The organism is Paenibacillus sp. FSL P2-0322, from assembly GCF_037975315.1.
Taxonomy (GTDB): domain Bacteria; phylum Bacillota; class Bacilli; order Paenibacillales; family Paenibacillaceae; genus Paenibacillus; species Paenibacillus polymyxa_B.
On sequence record NZ_CP150243.1, the window covers coordinates 4,734,309 to 4,753,334 of the forward strand.

Below are 19,026 nucleotides of genomic sequence, written 5' to 3' on the forward strand. Positions count from 1 at the left end.
AATAGGAACACCGGGTCTGATTCAAGTCAAGCTATAAACGATCAGACCCGGTGCATAAAACTCACAGCTTATTCATTGGTATTCTAACATTTCAAGCTCAGATTACCTTTATTCATAAATTACAATCCATTTTGTGGACGCAGTGCACGTTCTACAATTCCCAGCGTGGATTGACGAGAGAAGAACCGGGACACCTGAGCTACCCAATAGTTTTGGCGACCGGAAATGATGTGACTACGCCCCTTTTCAAATGCTCTCAACGCGTTCTTCACAACGGTTTGGGGAGTTTCCCTAATTCCAATTGACGCTTCACTTGCGCCAACAATATCAAAAAACGGCGTTTCCGTTGAGCCTGGACAAAGGGCCAGAACTTTAAGCCCCCGTTTCCGATTTTCGGCCCATAGCGCTTCAGTAAAAGAAAGCACAAATGCTTTGGTTGCTCCATACACCGCCATATAAGGATCGGGCTGAAATGCAGCTGTGGAAGAAACATTGATTAATCCACCATCCCGCTTACGCAATAAATCAGGCATAAATGCATGTGTGATGTCGACTAAAGCAGCCACATTGAGCATCACTTCCTCATGCTGTCGTTCTCCTGAAACCTGCTCAAAGTATCCATAGGTGGCAAAACCCGCGTTGTTAATCAAGAGATCTACCTTTAGCTGTTGCTTTTGAACCTCCTGATGCAATGCTTGGGGTGCTCCTGATGTAGAAAGATCTAACGCAATCACCGTTGCTTTTACGTTATATTTAGCTGAGAGTTCTTTAGCCAGTGTCTTTAATTTGGTTTCATTGCGTGCTACCAAAATGAGATTACATTTCTTAGCTGCGAGCGAATAGGCAAAGGCCTCGCCAATACCGGATGAAGCCCCTGTGATCAGAGCTATTTTATTTGCGTACATAAACATGATGACAACCTCCATAGTATCGTTGTTTTATTTAAGAAACATTGTTACCACTACTCTATAATGAACTGAAGTCATCTACTATGACGACCTCAGTACACTTCATATTTACGATGGAGATGAGGATGTTTTAAATGCTACGAGCGCATTCTTCAGTGTAAATGCATACACTCCTTGAGCCATATCTACATCTGAAAAATGACCTGCAAACTGAAGATGTATGACTCCATGTAAAGCAGACCAAAACATCCGGACAACCAGTAGCGGATCATGTTCTTTCAATGCTCCCTGCTCCATAGCGTGTATGACGGTTTGCAGGATTTGAGACAGGGCCGTTGTGGTACCCTCCAAGCTCTGTTCATCCGGCTTGAAATCAGATAATGCCCCGCCAAACATCATTTTGTAATAGGCTGAATGAAGCTGCGCAAATTCCCAGTACGCCCAGCATAGAGCTTCAAGATCAGCGAGTACGCTTTCGGTAACGGGTACTTGCTGAAAGGATTCAGCCAATAGCCGACATCCATCCAGGTACATCTCATTGGCAAGACCATCCTTACTGCCGAAAATACTGTAAATAATTTTGGTGGAACAGCTTAATTTCTGCGCAACTCGCCGCACGGTCACGGCCTCTGGCCCTTCTTCCGCAAGAAGGATACATGCGGCGTCAATGACATTTTTACGGAGCAATTGCTGCTGCTGTAGCTTCACTTCCGAATAGGTTTTATAGGGATGCGATGGCTCGGTCATGATTGAATGCACTTCCTTTTGCTTATTAAAAACTGTTGCTTGATGCTACTATAATAAATTAAAGATCTACACAAGATCTCAGGAAACATTGTTTCTGTTAAGAACCATAGTATTCTAAGCCTGAGTGTTTGTCAAATAAAAAAGAACGCAATGAGTAGGTACACTTACCGCGCTCTGGTTGAATGCTTAAAAATGAAGCTATGTTTGGCGTTCCACGATCAGTAGGCAATGCCTACCCGTGTACGGACAAATTCGTAACTCTTGCATTGACGATAGGTAAAATCAGCCGTATCCGCGGTGGTAATTTGTGAGCCACCTTCAGGCAAAAAATCTTTTTCCACACGATAAATACCTGTCCGCGCTCCATCTGGCAGATAGGTTGGACATACGATTGTCCAGTCTAGTGCCGATTCATGCAGCAATTCGTACACTCGCCGATGTTCCTCGGCTGCACGAGTGCTGCGTCGCCGGGTCTCGGAGGACTCGTACCGATACAGGTCCGGTTCGGTCCGGCTTTGCAAAATCCCTGCCGTTCCTACTGTAATGAGCCGGGAAATGGACTGCTCCTGCATGAGCCGGACCAGCAGGGCTATATTAACGGATAAGGTAGTCGTTCCATCCGTATTCAGCGCACTGATTACAGCCGTCGCCCCACCCTTCAGCGCTTGTGCTACGTCCTCTGCATTAGTGGCATCGCCTTGTACGATTTGCAGCTGATTCCCGTACCCGGGTGCGTAATCCTCCAGCTTGTCCGGTGAACGAACAAGGACAGTAACGGCATGACCGTCCTCTAATGCATATTCTAATATATACCGTCCTACGCGTCCGGTAGCTCCCAGCAGCAGCAAATTCATAAAATCCTCTTTTCCGGCATGCATGCCGCTTGTCATGTTGCTTCGTCATGTCACTTGTTGGGTAACTTTCCGTGACTATTGACGGCAAAGGGGATGGAAGCGCGTGACTGAGTCCGTCTCGCTCATAGAGGCCCGTTCACGGCGCACCAGTTCCACCAGATGAGCCAACGTCTCGGACATGGCAAACCTTAGCTGGTGAATACCCAGTTTGCCACCAAACATGGCAATGCACAGCTCATAGGCTGTGCTGCCCTCCGGTTGGATCAGCTGCTGGAATTTATCCAGCCGTTCTTCATGATGCGCCAGCAACGCTTGCGTCCGCTCCCGAAAATAACCAAACGGATTGCGGTGCCCCGGATATGCCCACGCTACCTCCAGCTCGCCTAGACGCTGCAAGCCGTCTACATAAGACCTCAACGGCTGGGCATCGCTGCCCGGCAGCAGACTGATATTAGGAGAAATCTGCGGCAAAACTGCGTCACCGCAGAGGATAACGCCGCTATTCGGGTCATATAAGGACACATGTCCGGGCGCATGCCCTCCTGTCTCGACGGGCAGCCAACTGCGTCCACCCCATTCCAGACGAGCGTCCATTCCGGTAGGAATAACGGTAATCTCAGGCTGTGGATTCACTTGCAAATAAGCCTGCCGTATATGTAATTCCAAGGCCGACACTTGCTCCAAAGGAAAGCCATGCTGGACAAAAAAGCTAGGAAGCCTGTTCTCCATTGCGACCGTCGATTCTGGAGCGTCCCACATCATCATCGCTTCCTTATGGCTTCGAGCTGACATATGTACACGAGCCTGACTTTGCTGCTGCATCCAGCCCGCCAATCCGTAATGATCGGGGTGATGATGAGTTACCACAATGTCAGAGATATCCTCAAAGGACATCCCCAGCTGTTGGAAGACATGCGCCCATTCTGCCTCGGTATCCATATTGCGCGGCCCCGGGTCTACAATCGTAAAACCGTGCTGTCCCTTGAGCACATAGCTATTCACCCAGCGCAGCGGAAAGGACATGGATATTTTGACCTGAAAGCCTCCGTCTATTCGCTCACACGGTGTAAGCTCTGGCATTTTCATGGCTTCCCATCCGCCTTTCTGTTTTAAGCCCGCACGCCGACAAAAATCATTCGAGGCGAAGCATCTTCGATATATTGATCTTCATTATAGCTTCCGTGCACCTGCTCTACGGATAGTCCGGCTTGCTCTAGCAATCCACTGAACTTTTCATACGGATATAGCTTCACTCGTTCATGATACACGCGCGCGGGTTCTCCCTCAGTAGGAGTCGTACCCAGAGCAGAGGCTGCCTCAGTGGCCGTAACAGATGCGGCTGACCGAATCGCAATTTGCTTTTTCACAAAGCCATCTTCAATGACCCGATGCTCCTCAATCCAATTTCCTTCATCCTCCCGTGACGAATGCGGTACCAAATGAGCGGTTACGTAAGCAGGGTTCAAATAATCTATGATAAAGCGTCCTCCCGGCTTCAACAACCGATATATTTCCTTTAGTACTTTAAGCTGCTCCTCATCCTTTTCAAAATAACCGAAGGAGGTGAACAAATTCATCACCGCGTCATAGCTTTCATCCAGCGGCACCTCTCTCATATCCCCTTGATGCCAACTTACCCGCCCTTCGGAATCAGCTGCACGAGCCTCTCTCAGCAGCACATTGGAAAGGTCCACACCTGTCACCTTATAACCTGCATCTGCGAGCGCAAGCGAATGACGTCCCATCCCACAGCATAAATCCAATACGCTGGAGCCTTGCGGTAATTTGAGCCAGGAGATCATTTTTTGCACTTCCTGATAGGCCCCCTGAAAGTCGCGATGCTTGTATACCAATAAATAATCTTCCCCAAAGCTTTGCTCGTACCATTCTGCCATATCGTTTCTCCTCCATGAACTCATTTCGCTCTATTACATACTATATTAGCTTTTTCAAACTGGAAACTCAAAAGCATTACGAATAAGGGTTTTACAAAATCCTGAACAACAAACATGTTACAATAATCGTATTTGAGCTTAAATATTCATAGGAACTTCATACCAACTTCATGTGATTCACCCCATTTTATCATTAAAATGATTCATGGGAACGCCTTTCGAAGTTTTCATGAAGGAAAGGAGCGGGGAAATTATGATTCAAATTGGACTTACGGGTTGGGGCGATCACAATGACTTGTATCCAACGGGTACCAAAGCTAACCAAAAACTAAGTATCTATGGAAGCCATTTTCCGGTAGTAGAAATGGATAGCTCTTTCTATGCGGTGCAGCCCACAGATCGTATGGCACGCTGGGCGGCGGAAACCCCTGACTCTTTTTCATTTCTCGTCAAAGCCTACCAAGGCATGACTGGACATACCCGCGGCAAGCAACCTTACTTCAAAACAATAGATGCCATGTACGAAGCACTGCATGCATCGATACAGCCTCTTCACGAAGCGGGCAAGCTCAAAGCCGTACTGTTTCAGTACCCACCCTGGTTCGACTGTACACGTGAGAATGTCGCTGTACTGCGAGACACGAAAAAAAGGATGGGAGAGGTCCCATCCGTACTTGAATTCAGACATCAAAGCTGGTTCACACCCGATTTTCGGAAACAAACGCTGGCATTCATGCGTGAAGAAGGCTGGATACACAGCGTATGCGACGAGCCGCAGGCGGGACTGGGGTCAGTTCCCATTGTGCCGTTGGCTACAGACGGTAATCTGACAATCGTACGTCTCCACGGACGGAACATATCGGGCTGGAATCAAAGCTCCGCGCCTAATTGGCGGGAGGTTCGTTATCTGTATCGGTACAATGAACAAGAGTTGACCGAATGGAGAGACAGATTGCTGGAGCTGGAGCAGCAAAGCCGTGAGGTGTGCGTTATTTTCAACAACAACTCAGGTGGAGACGCCGCTGCTAACGCCAAGCAGCTCATGACCATGCTTGGCATGGACCCTAAACCTTTTCCACCTCGCAAGCCACCCGAAGAGGATAACGGGCCGGAACAGCTTGAACTATTTTGAGGAACGGGCTGAGGGTGAGGAGTTGGAAATAGCCTCCCTGAGCTTGCGTTCGTTATCCAGTAAATGCGGGTCGTCAGGTAAATAGCGTAAAGCGGTTTGGTTATGCTCATACGAAGCGTCCAGCTTACCTGCATGGGCGTAGCAATGGCTGAGCCGCACATGAGGTAACCAGGAGTAGCATGGCAGCGGAACAGGTCGCATACCCGGAAGGTGATGCTGTTGCTCCAATGCCTTTTCATACCAGTATGCGGCAGTGCTCCATTCGTTTCGTGTGAAAAACCAGTCACCGATCATGCAGCACAAGTCTGATTGCGGTACACCGTATCGAAAGGAGCGTAACAGACTATCCAGCTGTTGCTCCGGCTTCCCGAGGTGAAGATAGCATTCCGCCGAGCGCGCACAAGCGGTAATCCTCTCCTCCCGGTAGCCGCTCGGCTCCTCCAACAGATGATTGAACGCCTCTGCCGCCTCGGCATATTCTTTACGGTCAAAACATTCATTGGCATGCAAATACAGCAGACGCCCCTCCAGCTTGCCGCTTTCGCTGATCCACCTGGCGAGAATACGTTGATTACGGAGCGTGTGGTCTTGCATTCGGCGGTGTGTGACTGCCACATCTGAATGAACGATTTGCCCTTGAGGTATCACCAAATCCTCATGCAGACGTCCCTCCCAGCGATATTGTCGCTCACGCTTCACGAGACGGATACGGCGTGAGGTGAACAACAGTTCACCCTGCTCCCCCTCTGCCAAATGAAGTGGCATTACCACTGCGTCGATATCCATAGACAAACGCTGCTTCAAGGCACGCAGGCGCTCACGCTCCGGCTCCAGCAGCACATCGTCCGCATCCAGCCACATGATGTAGGAACACGTCGCCTTATCAAACGATTCATTACGGGCGGCTGCAAAATCATCCTTCCATTCAAACGTATAAAGCCGATCCGTATAGCGGGCTGCTATCGTCTTCGTCTGATCCGTCGATCCCGTGTCCACAATGATGATTTCATCCATCAGGTCTGCGACCGAATCCAGACAGCGTGCAAGTGTCTGCTCCTCGTTCTTTACGATCATGCACAAGCTGATGGTCATTGGATGCTCAGTCATGACTTCACGTCATCCCCCCTTTACCTTTAGCTGAATCTGCCGTCGTTTTTCCGGTAGACTCGCCATCAGTATATGCACCTCTCCTTTCAGCCTGCGTCTTGTCTAGCTGTTCGGCACGTACATACCTTTCCATCGGCAAAAGTTGTTCCTCCATATGCCGGATTCGCTGTACCGCCTTGTCGAGTGCGGCCTTTCGCTGATTCATTTTGCGAACATGCTGCTGCTCCACCAGTCGAAATTGTTCCTCGTCCAGTTTCATCCACTCATTCAGATGCGCTACCTCTGGTTTGACCTCACGCAGTTCTTTCGACTTCTTGCGGCCGGCAAAGCACAAATATTTGTGATGTACCTCCAGCGCTTTTTCATCAAAATAAGGATACAACACACGGGAGAGGCTCCCAGCATAGTAAGTCCGCTTGTGATCATGGAAAGGATGGTATCCATAAGGTACAGACAAGACGAGCGTTCCCTTTTTATTCAACAAGCGGTAAGCATGAGCCAGCAGGGTGTCGGGATGCGCAAAATGTTCCAAAATCTCCCCTAAAATAATGGTATCAAATCCACCGGGAGGACGCTCAAATTGTGAAATGTCCTTTAACTGAAAGTGGACTCTTCCCCGGACTGGTGCGGATTCCTGACGAAGTTCTTTTTTTGCATAAGAAATGCTGCCCTCTTCCAAATCAATAGCCGTTACCTCAAAGCCTTCCCGTCCAAGCAAAATGGACGTTATCCCCTGACTGCACCCAACATCCAGCACGGTACGCCCCTGTACTTGGCGGCAAATCCAGTGAATTCTATTGCGGGTGGCTTCATGAGATTCCTCCGAATTGATCTGCCCGTAATAACGTTCGTTTACCTGATCACGGTTAGCCAACAGCGGCGCCCCCTCCATCACCGGGATGCCCCAAGATCACGACATGTCCACCTGTACAATGTGCGGTCGCATTACGTGTATCGAAGACCAGCGGGGCATGGTCGACCAGCTGTTGGTAATCCACCACAGAATGGTCTGTCGTGATGACTACGATATCTGCACTTTCCCATAGCTGAGCATTTGCCGTTCGAGATGGGGTTGCTTCACCGTTCAGCTTAAAGCTCGATACATATGGGTCGGTGAAGCTCACCGAAGCTCCCATTTTTATTAGATGTTCAAACAGGACAAGAGCTGGGGATTCCCGAACATCATCAATGTCCTTTTTGTAGGCCACACCTGCCAGAATGATTTTGGCTTTGTTTATGGCTTTACCTTTATGAGCGAGCATGGCTTCAATTCGCTCCGCAATATACAGCGGCATACGCCGATTCATGCGATCTGCCAAGTCCACGAATTCCAGTGGAAAACCATGCTGCTCGGATTTCCATGACAAGTATAGCGGATCAACCGGGATACAGTGCCCCCCGATGCCAGGTCCCGGATAGAAAGGCATATAGCCGAATGGCTTGGTTGCCGCTGCATCCAGTACCTCCCATATATTGATGCCAATTTTCTCACAGGCGGCTGTCAGCTCATTGACCATTCCAATGTTGACGCTACGGAACGTATTCTCGAACAGCTTGGCGGCTTCCGCCACGGTTGTCGAGCTGACTGGAACAATCTGGTCCAAAAAGGAGCCATAAAAACCCACTCCCGCTGCCAGACAATCCGGCGTGCAACCGCCGATCACCTTGGGTGTGTTGCGAATATTAAAATGAATGCTGCCCGGATCAACACGTTCCGGTGAAAAGCACACATAGAAATCCTTACCTACCGTCCAGCCCCTGCGCTGCTCTATCACCGGCCGAATCAGTTCCTCGGTCGTTCCCGGATAGGTGGTGCTTTCCAGAATCAACAGTGTTTGTCTACGCAAATGAGGTATGGCCTGATCAATAGCCGTTTCAATATAGGACGTATCCGGCTGATGTCCGTCTGTCAGCGGCGTAGGCACACAAATCACGACGATGTCCGCATGCTCCAGCACCTTGATATCCGTAACTGGATGCAATTGCTGCCCGATCAGACCTTCCAATGCATCATCGCCAATGTCTATGATGTAAGACTTTCCTTGAAGCAGCTTGGCTACTTTGACAGGATCGGAATCTACACCATATACATCATAACCAGCCTGTGCCATTTCCACTGCCATGGGCAGCCCTACATAACCGAGGCCGATTACCGCAACCTTTACAGTTCCTTTAGTTATTTTTTCCATAAGCTGCAAAATACCCACCTCTTTCATTGTTACTCCATGCCTCGCAGTAGCTCAGCAATTCCAGCGCGATCCATTAACTCATCGTCCGAGCGATATTGATCGAAGCTCACTCGTTCCAATCCACCATATTGGCTCAGTAAGCGCTCGTCTGCTTGCTGGGGAAGAATAACAAAATAACGGTCATCATAGCGATACGTATGCGGCACCTCATAGGGCGAAATCAGCACCTCATGCAGCTTTTCCCCACCACGTATACCAATTTCCTTCACTTTCAACGCAGGCTGTCCCGCCTGTTCTTTCATCACTTCTGCCAGATCTGCAATATTGCAGCCCTTCATTTTCATCACAAGGGTCTCTCCCCCAATTGCCGTGACAGAAGCCTTCAGCAGTAAGCCAATCGCCTCTCCGAGCGTGAGGAAGAAGCGTGTCATATCTGGGCTCGTCAGCGTTAAATCCTGCCCTTCCGCGATCTGGTGCTTGAACAGGGGCACGACACTTCCACTCGTCCCCAACACGTTGCCGCCGCGAATACACACAAAGCGAGTACGCTCACTTAAAGTGTTGGCGCGGATCATCAGTCTTTCACCGATCGCCTTCGTCATGCCATATACATTCACCGGGTCTACCGCCTTGTCTGTAGAGACATCAATTACCTTGGCGACTCCATGCTCAATGCTGGCCCGGATCACATTTTCCGTACCGTGTACGTTCGTCTTGAAGGCCTCTTCCGGCTGTTTCTCACACACAGGGACATGCTTTAATGCCGCCAAATGGAACACATAGTCCACTCCGCGACATGCCTCCTGCAATGCCTGAAGGTCGCGAATATCTCCAATCATGAAATTCAGGCGAGGATCAGATTGAAATTGCCGCTGCATGGCAATCTGTGCAAATTCACCGCGTGAGAATATCCGGATTTCCGCCGGTCCCTCCTTCAGCAATTCAGCCGTTAGGCGTTGCCCCCAAGATCCCGTGCCTCCGGTCACTAGCAGTTTTTTTCCTTTAAACAATATAATCTCCTCCTGACCGTTACGAATTGGCAATGTCTGTTCCCAGAAATTCAGCCAGCACAGCATTCATTTCATTCTCTGACAGCCGATCCTTCGCCGGCACTTTTTTTACCGAAGTATTTGCGGCATGAATGACGTTCACATAGTTGCGAAGTGGAATGACCTCATGCGGCAGCTCCGTTACATATCCGTGCGTACCCTTCCCAGGAATGACGACACGGTAATCATTTAGAAAATCCTCCACTTGATAGCGAAACACATAAAAAGAAGGCGAACGGTGAAACACCGGTGCCATCTGCCCCTCAACCGCATCCCACAGGTAACCCATCTGGTTCACCAGCGCAACCGTCTCCGGTTGAAACTTGTAATCATGTAACTGTTGTACAAATGACTGGTGGTATAAATCGTCGGAATCTATTCGAGCAATGAGCAGTTCGTCCGCGCCTTCGATGTACGCATGAATTCGACGTTTACTTTCGATGCTCGTACCAAAACGGATGTGGTCGGGAATGGGCTCATGTCGGGCTAGTTCCTCTTCCACAATGTCACTGCATCCGCCCGCCAGCTTGACGACAGATAAGAAATCCGTATTTGTCTGACTGAGTAAACTACGCAGCGTAAAGGTTCTGAATATATCCAGTCGCTCGCTGATCCACTCACGTGTCAGGCGGTTGGGATTCATCCCATAGTTATTAAAATTAATTTCAATTACAATCTTGCGATTCATTGATCTTCCTCCCTTTCAACCGTCTTCTCTCAAGTTATGAAGACGCCTCTGAAACGGCACGTACAGATGCAACGAATCTTGTAAAAATAGGTAGAATCCAAAAAGAATAGTCGTTCATACAAAAACCTTTTCGCTTTCGACATATGATAGAATACAAAGTTTTTTGCTCCATCTGAAAAGTTGAACAAGCAGGAACGACAGGGAGGTAACATGTTATGACGAATCCAAGGTATCTGGAGATTGACGAGGTACTGAAACGATTGAAGCTGGCACTCGATCAGCACCAGTCCTTTTCGCTCATTCGTATTGGGGATGGTGAAAATTTGGTGTTGTCGCAGGACACCGTCTGGCCGATGGAAAAGGTATTACAGGAACGTTGGGCGGTCAAAGCCAATCTCGGTCAAAAGGGACTGTTTCTACCGAATACGGAACTACGGGACGCGGTGGCTGAGGCAGTGAGCAAAGCTAGCATTGCTGGCATTTTGCCATATGATGACGAATCTATTAAAGCACCATCCTATATGAAGCGGGAGCTGACCGATCAGGTCTTTGCTCACTATGCTCTTTCCCCCGCACTGACCTGCCACGCCTGCCTGAATCGGTATTTGGCTGAGACACCCGCTTTCTGGGACATGCTGAAAAATCGACGCATTCTGCTGGTCACCCGGACGGCCGCTGAAGTAAAGCCTGTTCTTGAGGCCGATCCGTACAGGCTGAATATCGCGCACACGCTGGCATTTCATCAATATGAACAAATGCCTGAAACACTCCAATGGATCGCAGCACACAAAGATGACTTTGATATTGCGCTATTCTCTTGTGGTGTCAATGCAGTCGTGTTAGCACAAAAAACAGCAGAGCTAACTGGCAAAGTAGGTATAGACTTCGGCAAGGCGATTAATATCGTCATGTTCGGCAAAGCTAATTAATGAATAAAGATAATTTGTGAAAAAATCCACTTAACAAGTAATCTTTGCTCCGTATATCAAAAAAGCACTAACAAATTTCAGTTTGCTGGTGCTTTTTGCTATCATACATTTTCCTAAAGTCCGTGATCGAAAAGAATAATCCATATAAAGCCTTGGGCCCTTGCTTGTTTAGAAATAGAATTTGAGATTTCCTGTCACTTCTTTTACAATATTACAGAAACTAGCATTCATTTAGAAATTATGAGGAGGATGTTGAAATGTCACATAACAAGAGATTGAAGACATATCCACTTACAAAAGCAAAGCATGTAAAGGTTCATGGTCGAACTACGCAAACACGTACACCTCTTACTCTGTTTTGGACAGGCAGTGGCATTGAATTGAATATCAAAGGCTCAGAGCTGTGGATTGAAATTGAGGCCGATTACCAGGTGTTTGAACCCTGGATCAGTATTGTCATCAATGGGGTTCCGATGAGTCGCCTGATGGTGACCGCAGGACGACATTGGATCTGTCTTTTGAGAGGGTTGAACCCTGACACGGTCAAAAATGTCCGTGTGGTCAAGGATGTCCAGCCTATGAGTTCGGACTCGCGCTGCTTGTTGCAAATTCATGCCCTGAAGGTTGATGGGGAATTGCTGCCAGTCACTGATAAGCCCCTCAAGGTGGAATTTATCGGTGACAGCATTACCTCGGGAGAAGGAACGATTGGAGCGAAGGAGGAGACAGACTGGGTTCCCATGCTGTTCACAGCACTACGCAATTATACAGCCATAACAGCCGAAGCACTAAATGCGGACTACCGAGTGTTATCACAAAGCGGATGGGGTGTCCTAACAAGCTGGGATAATAATCCGCATGCGAACATACCGGTATATTATGAGCAGATATGTGGTGTGCTGACCGGTGAGAGAAATGAAGCATTAGGGGCATTTTCAGATCATGATTTTACCTCATGGCAGCCGGACGTGGTCGTAGTGAATTTGGGGACTAATGACGGGGGAGCCTTTTATTCTCCTGCATGGACGGACCCAGTAAGCGGGAAAGTGTACAAGCAACGCTTGAACGAGGACGGCACATTCAATGAAGAAGATTTACAATCTTTTGAAAGCGCTATCGTACGTTTTCTTGTCAAGCTTCGGACCTGCAATCCTGCTGCCCATATTGTGTGGGCCTATGGGATGCTGGGTACTCCGATGATGCCCTCAATCTACCGAGCGGTAGACGCGTACAAGAAAAAAACGAGGGATCGGAATGTGTCTGTATTCCAACTGCCTAACACGACGGAAGAAACGATAGGATCTCGCAGCCATCCCGGGCTCTCCGCCCATGCCAAAGCAGCAGATGAGTTGACAGTGTATTTGCGAGAGATTCTAAAGAAATAGAATCCGAGAAGCACAATCAACTCTGTAGAACACGCTCATAAAGGAAATTACAACAACTAGGTCATTTGTGCTCTGGGTGTTGTTGTTGAGAATTATAGCCACGAGTCTGCAGCAGATGTCTGTCTATGCTCGTGGCTAGTTAGCGCAGCGGACTATCCTAGGAGAACCACGAACAGGCAGCGAGCATTTACTAAAGAAATAATCACTTGATATATTTACAAAAACGGAGTCGAGGCGATACCCGTGAATACCTCTGGACCATTACGAACAGTGGTCGATACACCAGAAATATAAGAAGAATATACTGTTTGTATTGCCCAGGGAGCAGATAGATCCTGTGCATTAAAAGCTTGCGTTTCATTAGCCCCAGTCACGCCCAGTACCCCCTCGGCGCGGTAGACTACCTCACTCGGATCATAGTCGGCTCCACGCACGATTTCAACCGCATACGTATCCCCAAGCTCACCGATTAGGCCAATGGAACCGCTAAAAGTCACAATCGGACCTGGCACAAGAAAGGTTCGCAGGGTGATCAAACCGAACCGCTCCGGTATAGGACCCAGCTGTATATCGGGACCCTCACCTGTTTTTGATGAATTGGTGGAGCTTCTCATATCCAGAAAAAAACCCATACCTTATCCCTCCAAATTGCAAGATACTCCATGCTATGCAAGAAATTCTTTAGCGTATTGGACAAATTAGTAATAAATCTATCAATTCAGCTCAAAATAACCGATAGTAAATACATATGGTATAAATATTAGAAATGAATATGTAGATAGAAAGCAGGGGTTTGATGAAACAACTGAGACGACTCAAAACATTAACACTACGCAAGAAATTGACAGCAGCATTTCTACTGGTCATGCTTGTTCCAAGCATTATTGTAAGTTCTTTTTCTTATCAAGCAGCATATAAACAGACGGACCGCCAATTACTCGATAGTGCGACAACTAGCGTTACCGCATCCGATCGTGCAGTTACTCAAACGATTCAAGCCAAAATCGCTGATCTCGAATATTACTCTACGACGATGACGGCTAGTGATAACAGTGCCGAAGCAGATGAAGACATCCTGAAAAGGTTACAAGTGTATTTAAAAATGCATGCGGAAGCTGTTGATATGTTTGTAGGAACTCCCGAAGGAAAACTCATTATTGGCAAAGCCGTAGGCTCCACAAACGACCCTCGTGAACGTCCGTGGTACAAACAGGCCATGGAGAAACCCGGACAAACCGTAATCAGCCCTGTCGGACTCAATACGGCTAAGGTCCCCGTTGTATATATTTCACGTACACTTCCTGACAACAGTGGTGTTCTCGGTCTTTCGCTGAACCTAAATAATTTAAAAGAAATCACAAATTTAAAAATCGGACAAAATGGCTATATTATGATATTAGATGGTACCAAACGTATCGTTACCCACCCGACAGAAGTCAGCGGAAGTACCAAAATGGGGGAAACGATACCCGAATTATTTGCCTCCAAAGAAGGTAGCTTTAGTTACGATATTAATGGCGTAGATAAACACCTGATTTTCAAAACCAATACGCTGACAGGCTGGAGAATTGCTGGAACGATGGACAAAGCAGAAACCAGTGCCTCCGCCCAACCGATTCTTATCACGACGATCATCGTGTTGGTGATTGCAGCCATCATCATTGGTGTGCTCGCAATGTGGCTAATCAGCAGTATACTTAAGCCCATCCAAAGATTACGTAATTCTATGGATGCCATCAGCCAAGGTAATCTTTCGATAAACGTGGCTACGACCAGTACAGATGAAATTGGTGAATTATCAAGATATTTTCAACAAATGGTAGATAACCTGCGTAACATGATTAAAGAAATTCAAGCGATGACAGGCAATTTGTCGGCATCCTCGCAAGAGCTTGCAGCAGGTGCAGAACAAACGACCCGTGCCATTGAGCATGTGACCATAGCCATTCAAGATGTGGCTGCAGGCAGCGAACGCCAAGTGGGCAGCGCTAAAGCTAATCAGACACGGGTTAGCGGCATGGCAACAGACATTACCGCTATGACCGAAACCATGGCTGAAATGACCACTTACTCCGCACAGGCCATTCAGGCGTCGGATGCAGGCAGCGAGCATATCGGCAACAGCGTCGTTTCCATTGATGGCATTCGCACTACCGTGGAAGAACTGGATACCATCATCAGTGCTTTGAGTGACCGCTCTGGACGAATCGGAACGATTGTCACCGTCATTACGGAAATCGCCAGCCAGACTAATCTGCTCGCATTGAACGCTTCTATTGAAGCAGCACGCGCAGGGGAGCATGGCAAAGGTTTTGCTGTCGTGGCGACAGAGGTCCGCAAGCTGGCTGAAAACTCAGCTTATTCCGCACAACAAATTCGTGAACAGATTCAAGGGATACAGAGCGGTGTATCTGAAGCCCTGATCGCTATGGAATCCGCCAAGGAACGCGTAAGTGATGGTATTAATTCCATTGACCTATCCGGTCGCTCCTTCTCTCGCATCCGTAGAGCGGTAGCCAAATCAGCGAAGCAGCTCGATAACGTCGCAGCTTCTACCGCTGGAGTCGCAGATGGAACGAGTTCAGTCGTCAGCAGCATGGAGGAAATTACACGCATCGCTGAAGAAGCGGCATCCCATACGGAGACCGTGTCCGCAGCCGCAGAGGAGCAGCTCGCCTCCATGGAAGAGATCGGTTCGTCTGCCGCAGATTTGACCCGTCTGGCGGAGCAGCTTCAAGATTTACTGACACAATTCCAATTAGATGAAACAAAATAACCGTTCCAACCGATAAATACAGAGAAAGAGTCTTCACAATGAGGGAGGGTTGGAACATGGATATCGCAGCATTATCAACAGGTATGAGTCAGGCCAGCTTAGCTCAAGCCGTAAGTATGAAGGTATTAAGTATGGCTAAGGATCAGGCCAGTGAACAAGGACAGGCTTTAGTGCAGATGATGGAAAAAAGCGTACAGCCTCATCTTGGCGGTCAACTGGACATTCGCGCATAAGTACATCCATATGCTTGGTTAAGGGCGATTCTGCTCAGGTCTGGACAGACCCGGGTAGAATCGTTTTTTTATCTCCCTATTTTTCGTTCAGCACAAAACGTAGTAAACTAGAAATATCGTCCACGACCTCGGTTCGGAGGATAGCGCAACATTCACACGATTTACATTGAAAAAGGAGGATACATAGTTTATGAGTTATTCTGATTATTTTGAAAAAGCCAGAGAGCAACAACTGGGCGAGTTACAGGAGTGGTTGTCCATTCCGAGTATCTCAGCATTATCGGAGCACAAAAAAGACATTAACCAAGCAGCTGATTGGCTCGCTGCCAAACTGACTGCTGCCGGTCTGGAAAACGTTGAAATCATTCCAACCAAAGGGCACCCGCTGGTATATGCGGATCATTTGCACGCACCTGGTAAACCAACGATCCTCGTGTATGGACACTATGATGTACAACCCGTAGATCCGCTTCACCTGTGGGAAACGCCACCGTTTGAGCCATCCATCCGTGATGGAAAATTGTATGCGCGCGGAGCGACAGATGATAAAGGGCAGGTTTTCTTGCACATTAAGGCAGTTGAGGCCATTTTGAAGCAGGAAGGAAAATTGCCGCTGAACATCAAATTCTGCATTGAAGGCGAGGAAGAAGTGTCCAGTCCGAACCTGCTTGAGTTTTTGCAAACTGGAGCTGAACGTCTGGCTGCGGATGCTGTACTGGTGTCCGACACTTCCTTGATCGAAAAAGGGAAGCCTGCCATTTGCACAGGTTTGCGTGGACTATGTTCACTGGAAGTCGCCATTCACACGGCGAACACAGATCTACATTCCGGCTCTTTCGGTGGCGGCGTGCCGAATGCCCTGCATGCTCTGGTTTCCTTGCTGGCAACCCTGCATGACGACAAAGGCGGCGTAAGCGTCGAAGGATTCTACGACGATGTTGCTCCATTATCGGCAGAGATGAGAGAAGAATTCGTGAAGCAAGGCTTCAATGAGAGCAAGCTGCAACAAGATCTTGCACTTGATTCTCTCTATGGCGAAGAAGGATTCAGCTTCGTTGAGCGTGTTGGGGCACGTCCGACACTGGAGCTGAACGGCGTATACGGTGGCTTCCAAGGGGAAGGCACGAAAACGGTCATTCCAAAAGAAGCTCATGCTAAAATCACGTGCCGCTTGGTGGCTAACCAGAATCCGCAAGACATTCTGGACAAAATCGAGCGCCATTTGCGCGCCCATGTTCAGGCAGGAGCTACCCTGGATATTCAACAGGGTGAAAAAGCGAACGCCTTTAACATCGACCCGTCACACGCGTTTCTGCAAGCGGCGGCCGATGCTTTTGAGAAGGTATACGGTGTGCGTGCCCTCTTTACCAAGGATGGAGGCTCTATCCCAATCGTGGAGACCTTCTCCCGTGTGCTGACTGCCCCAGTCGTGCTGATGGGCTTCGGCTTGCCAGATGAGAACCTGCATGCGCCAAACGAGCATTTTAACTTGGACAATTTTGACAAGGGTCTGCTGACGATTGTAGAGTTTTTGAAATCGGTGTAAGCACATGACAACTTCTTATGACTAAGTTACAATAGAGAGGGCGAAAGCCCTTTCTATTTTTTTTTGAGGAGCGCTACATAATATGATTATTCAGTTTATTCGTTTACGGTAATGTGAGGTACAGTTCATGAAAACTCAACCATTTTTCCGAAAATGGGTTGGGTCTATTTGGCTGTGCCTTTTTTCATTCACCAAATACGAATGAACGGGGTGCTTTTCTGTGTCCAAATGGAATAAACACGAGATGAAGGCTGACCTAATTGGAAAGCATCAACATCTCTTTAGGTGTCCTCTATGCTCTCAACCGATGCGTATGGTGGAAGGTAAAAGCCTCCTATGTACGAATCAGCATTGCTATGATCTCTCAAAATGCGGGTATTTACATTTAGCCGCCCGGTCCTATAAGACTAAATATGATAAACAACTATTTTCCTCCAGAAGAATGATGTGCAATAACGGATTTTTCGATCCCTTAAATGAAGCGATAAGCAGCACTATAATGAAATTTATGAAGCCACTGTTTGATCAAAAATCACACCTTTACTTGCTCGATGCAGGTTGCGGGGAAGGCACTCATTTGAGCCACATTCAGGATAAGCTGACCTGGAAGGGAATCACTGAGCTTACAAGCGTAGGTATGGATCTGTCTAAAGAAGGTATTGTGGCCGCAGCCAAAGAATATCCTCATACCCTCTGGTGTGTTGCGGATCTGGCTCATTGTCCGTTTTCAAATCAACAATTTGACGGTGTATTCAATATTTTATCCCCTTCTAATTATGCTGAATTTACAAGAATCCTTTCGGAGGACGGCTGCGTCCTGAAGGTCATTCCCGAACAATATTATCTTCGGGAATTGAGATGCTTGTATGAACAGAAAAAGAATAAGCCTGCTTATTCGAATGACAATATATTAAGCCGATTTAAAGATCATTTTAAACTTCTATCCGCCGAACGGTTAACCTATCGTTTTATGTTAAATGCCGACCTCATGAAACCTTTGCTCCATATGACTCCCTTATCGTGGGGAGCTACGGAAGCAGACTGGCAGCAAGTGCAGGAAATAAATTTACCGTATGTCACAGTAGATTTGCTCATCTTATGCGGTAAAAAATAGAATACTAAAAAGCATTCACAGCATGGAACCATCCATGCTTCGTGAATGCTTTTTTTTACGTTAGTCCCGTCGCTTAAGAAAAACGGGTGTAGCGCAACAGGTGAGCTAGCCGATTGAGCCGTTCTATCTCCCGATCCAACTCATGCAGCGGCTGTCCAGCCAAAGCAGCGTTTGCTCTCAGATCCCGTAGCGGGTTCAATTTCCGACCCATGAGTTTGAGCACCGTTGCCTTCCCCATGTTATTCACCACCACATATTGCGTTAGCGGATCAAGCTCAATCCACAATACATGATGCTGTTGAAAAAACGATAATAGTTGCTTTTTTAACGCCTCCAGCTCATCAATCTCACCTGTGATTTGCGGATGATGATGAAAAGCCACATAGCCCATCACCCGCAGGTCACTTATGATTTGTTCCAAATGAAGCGTTTCGTTTATGTACACATGGTTCGTGCTCATGCGGTTTCTTGTAC

19 protein-coding genes and 1 pseudogene are annotated in these 19,026 nt (G+C 47.8%); 8 read left to right on the top strand and 12 right to left on the bottom strand.

Annotated elements, in window-relative coordinates; all coding sequences use genetic code 11:
- Window positions 1-119 precede the first annotated feature (119 nt).
- The 5 genes from MKY24_RS20860 to MKY24_RS20880 form a co-directional block, all read right to left on the bottom strand.
- Window positions 120-911, bottom strand: coding sequence for an SDR family oxidoreductase (locus tag MKY24_RS20860; protein ID WP_254348669.1), 792 nt, complete (start codon window positions 909-911; stop codon window positions 120-122).
- Window positions 912-1,016: 105 nt separating this feature from the next.
- A complete protein-coding gene (locus tag MKY24_RS20865) occupies window positions 1,017-1,655 on the bottom strand; it encodes a TetR/AcrR family transcriptional regulator (RefSeq protein ID WP_023990031.1) in 639 nt (212 codons plus the stop codon).
- A gap of 218 nt (window positions 1,656-1,873) precedes the next feature.
- Complete coding sequence (locus tag MKY24_RS20870; protein WP_076264955.1) at window positions 1,874-2,509, bottom strand: SDR family oxidoreductase; 636 nt, start codon at window positions 2,507-2,509, stop codon at window positions 1,874-1,876.
- A gap of 75 nt (window positions 2,510-2,584) precedes the next feature.
- Window positions 2,585-3,595, bottom strand: coding sequence for an MBL fold metallo-hydrolase (locus MKY24_RS20875; protein WP_076264931.1), 1,011 nt, complete (start codon window positions 3,593-3,595; stop codon window positions 2,585-2,587).
- Window positions 3,596-3,618: 23 nt separating this feature from the next.
- On the bottom strand, window positions 3,619-4,404 hold the full coding sequence (locus MKY24_RS20880; RefSeq protein WP_076264930.1) for a class I SAM-dependent methyltransferase: 786 nt from the start codon (window positions 4,402-4,404) through the stop codon (window positions 3,619-3,621).
- 253 nt (window positions 4,405-4,657) lie between these two features.
- Here MKY24_RS20880 and MKY24_RS20885 point away from each other — a divergent pair, with 253 nt between their 5' ends.
- Window positions 4,658-5,536, top strand: coding sequence for a DUF72 domain-containing protein (locus tag MKY24_RS20885; protein ID WP_076264929.1), 879 nt, complete (start codon window positions 4,658-4,660; stop codon window positions 5,534-5,536).
- On the opposite strand, the gene MKY24_RS20890 is transcribed toward MKY24_RS20885, so the two are convergent.
- From MKY24_RS20890 to MKY24_RS20910, 5 genes are read right to left on the bottom strand one after another with little or no spacing between them, the layout of a single operon-like run.
- Window positions 5,528-6,643 carry a glycosyltransferase family 2 protein gene (locus MKY24_RS20890; RefSeq protein ID WP_076264928.1) on the bottom strand — a complete coding sequence of 372 codons (1,116 nt, stop codon included), beginning with the start codon at window positions 6,641-6,643 and terminating at the stop codon, window positions 5,528-5,530. The two genes, MKY24_RS20885 and MKY24_RS20890, sit on opposite strands and share 9 nt — an antisense overlap.
- A gap of 4 nt (window positions 6,644-6,647) precedes the next feature.
- Window positions 6,648-7,517: a methyltransferase domain-containing protein gene (locus MKY24_RS20895; protein ID WP_339200782.1), complete on the bottom strand. Its 870-nt coding sequence runs from the start codon at window positions 7,515-7,517 to the stop codon at window positions 6,648-6,650.
- Window positions 7,510-8,859, bottom strand: coding sequence for a nucleotide sugar dehydrogenase (locus tag MKY24_RS20900; RefSeq protein ID WP_339200784.1), 1,350 nt, complete (start codon window positions 8,857-8,859; stop codon window positions 7,510-7,512). Before MKY24_RS20900 ends, MKY24_RS20895 begins: the two co-directional genes overlap by 8 nt.
- Window positions 8,860-8,861: 2 nt before the next feature.
- Window positions 8,862-9,842, bottom strand: coding sequence for a polysaccharide biosynthesis protein (locus MKY24_RS20905; RefSeq protein ID WP_076264926.1), 981 nt, complete (start codon window positions 9,840-9,842; stop codon window positions 8,862-8,864).
- Window positions 9,843-9,861: 19 nt separating this feature from the next.
- Window positions 9,862-10,569: a glycosyltransferase family A protein gene (locus tag MKY24_RS20910; protein ID WP_068941740.1), complete on the bottom strand. Its 708-nt coding sequence runs from the start codon at window positions 10,567-10,569 to the stop codon at window positions 9,862-9,864.
- A 215-nt stretch (window positions 10,570-10,784) separates the two neighbouring features.
- On the opposite strand from MKY24_RS20910, the gene MKY24_RS20915 reads away from it, so the two are divergent.
- Both MKY24_RS20915 and MKY24_RS20920 read left to right on the top strand, forming a co-directional pair.
- Window positions 10,785-11,498, top strand: a complete 714-nt coding sequence (locus MKY24_RS20915) for a GT-D fold domain-containing glycosyltransferase (RefSeq protein WP_023990040.1) — start codon at window positions 10,785-10,787, stop codon at window positions 11,496-11,498.
- 257 nt (window positions 11,499-11,755) lie between these two features.
- A complete protein-coding gene (locus tag MKY24_RS20920) occupies window positions 11,756-12,883 on the top strand; it encodes an SGNH/GDSL hydrolase family protein (RefSeq protein WP_339200788.1) in 1,128 nt (375 codons plus the stop codon).
- 215 nt (window positions 12,884-13,098) lie between these two features.
- Here the strand turns inward: MKY24_RS20920 and MKY24_RS20925 are convergent, their stop codons facing one another.
- Entirely contained in the window at window positions 13,099-13,515 is a 417-nt protein-coding gene (locus MKY24_RS20925; protein ID WP_023990042.1) for a hypothetical protein, read from the bottom strand.
- A 164-nt stretch (window positions 13,516-13,679) separates the two neighbouring features.
- Here MKY24_RS20925 and MKY24_RS20930 point away from each other — a divergent pair, with 164 nt between their 5' ends.
- The 5 genes and pseudogenes from MKY24_RS20930 to MKY24_RS20950 all read left to right on the top strand — a co-directional run bounded on the left by MKY24_RS20930 (window position 13,680) and on the right by MKY24_RS20950 (window position 18,552).
- Complete coding sequence (locus tag MKY24_RS20930; RefSeq protein ID WP_028541518.1) at window positions 13,680-15,659, top strand: methyl-accepting chemotaxis protein; 1,980 nt, start codon at window positions 13,680-13,682, stop codon at window positions 15,657-15,659.
- A 56-nt stretch (window positions 15,660-15,715) separates the two neighbouring features.
- Window positions 15,716-15,892 carry a YjfB family protein gene (locus MKY24_RS20935; protein ID WP_081819216.1) on the top strand — a complete coding sequence of 59 codons (177 nt, stop codon included), beginning with the start codon at window positions 15,716-15,718 and terminating at the stop codon, window positions 15,890-15,892.
- A 190-nt stretch (window positions 15,893-16,082) separates the two neighbouring features.
- Window positions 16,083-17,438 (top strand): dipeptidase, encoded by a 1,356-nt coding sequence (locus tag MKY24_RS20940; RefSeq protein WP_028541517.1) that lies wholly within the window; start codon window positions 16,083-16,085, stop codon window positions 17,436-17,438.
- 244 nt (window positions 17,439-17,682) lie between these two features.
- Window positions 17,683-17,814 (top strand): annotated as a pseudogene (locus MKY24_RS20945) (putative RNA methyltransferase); the annotation flags it as partial.
- A gap of 123 nt (window positions 17,815-17,937) precedes the next feature.
- The gene (locus MKY24_RS20950; RefSeq protein ID WP_226887829.1) at window positions 17,938-18,552 is read left to right on the top strand and encodes a methyltransferase domain-containing protein; all 615 of its coding nucleotides are present in this window, start codon (window positions 17,938-17,940) and stop codon (window positions 18,550-18,552) included.
- A gap of 73 nt (window positions 18,553-18,625) precedes the next feature.
- On the opposite strand, the gene MKY24_RS20955 is transcribed toward MKY24_RS20950, so the two are convergent.
- Complete coding sequence (locus MKY24_RS20955; RefSeq protein WP_176716863.1) at window positions 18,626-19,012, bottom strand: hypothetical protein; 387 nt, start codon at window positions 19,010-19,012, stop codon at window positions 18,626-18,628.
- Between the last annotated feature and the right edge of the window lie 14 nt (window positions 19,013-19,026).

What these genes read in the sequence shown, in the direction of transcription:
- MKY24_RS20910 (WP_068941740.1), bottom strand. Translation starts at nt 10,569, where the DNA reads ATGAATCGCAAGATTGTAATTGAAATTAATTTTAATAACTATGGGATG.
- MKY24_RS20925 (WP_023990042.1), bottom strand. Translation starts at nt 13,515, where the DNA reads ATGGGTTTTTTTCTGGATATGAGAAGCTCCACCAATTCATCAAAAACA.
- MKY24_RS20870 (WP_076264955.1), bottom strand. Translation starts at nt 2,509, where the DNA reads ATGAATTTGCTGCTGCTGGGAGCTACCGGACGCGTAGGACGGTATATA.
- MKY24_RS20880 (WP_076264930.1), bottom strand. Translation starts at nt 4,404, where the DNA reads ATGGCAGAATGGTACGAGCAAAGCTTTGGGGAAGATTATTTATTGGTA.
- MKY24_RS20890 (WP_076264928.1), bottom strand. Translation starts at nt 6,643, where the DNA reads ATGACTGAGCATCCAATGACCATCAGCTTGTGCATGATCGTAAAGAAC.
- MKY24_RS20900 (WP_339200784.1), bottom strand. Translation starts at nt 8,859, where the DNA reads ATGAAAGAGGTGGGTATTTTGCAGCTTATGGAAAAAATAACTAAAGGA.
- MKY24_RS20915 (WP_023990040.1), top strand. Translation starts at nt 10,785, where the DNA reads ATGACGAATCCAAGGTATCTGGAGATTGACGAGGTACTGAAACGATTG.
- MKY24_RS20930 (WP_028541518.1), top strand. Translation starts at nt 13,680, where the DNA reads ATGAAACAACTGAGACGACTCAAAACATTAACACTACGCAAGAAATTG.
- MKY24_RS20950 (WP_226887829.1), top strand. Translation starts at nt 17,938, where the DNA reads ATGAAATTTATGAAGCCACTGTTTGATCAAAAATCACACCTTTACTTG.
- MKY24_RS20885 (WP_076264929.1), top strand. Translation starts at nt 4,658, where the DNA reads ATGATTCAAATTGGACTTACGGGTTGGGGCGATCACAATGACTTGTAT.
- MKY24_RS20860 (WP_254348669.1), bottom strand. Translation starts at nt 911, where the DNA reads ATGTTTATGTACGCAAATAAAATAGCTCTGATCACAGGGGCTTCATCC.
- MKY24_RS20935 (WP_081819216.1), top strand. Translation starts at nt 15,716, where the DNA reads ATGGATATCGCAGCATTATCAACAGGTATGAGTCAGGCCAGCTTAGCT.
- MKY24_RS20865 (WP_023990031.1), bottom strand. Translation starts at nt 1,655, where the DNA reads ATGACCGAGCCATCGCATCCCTATAAAACCTATTCGGAAGTGAAGCTA.
- MKY24_RS20955 (WP_176716863.1), bottom strand. Translation starts at nt 19,012, where the DNA reads ATGAGCACGAACCATGTGTACATAAACGAAACGCTTCATTTGGAACAA.
- MKY24_RS20920 (WP_339200788.1), top strand. Translation starts at nt 11,756, where the DNA reads ATGTCACATAACAAGAGATTGAAGACATATCCACTTACAAAAGCAAAG.
- MKY24_RS20940 (WP_028541517.1), top strand. Translation starts at nt 16,083, where the DNA reads ATGAGTTATTCTGATTATTTTGAAAAAGCCAGAGAGCAACAACTGGGC.
- MKY24_RS20875 (WP_076264931.1), bottom strand. Translation starts at nt 3,595, where the DNA reads ATGAAAATGCCAGAGCTTACACCGTGTGAGCGAATAGACGGAGGCTTT.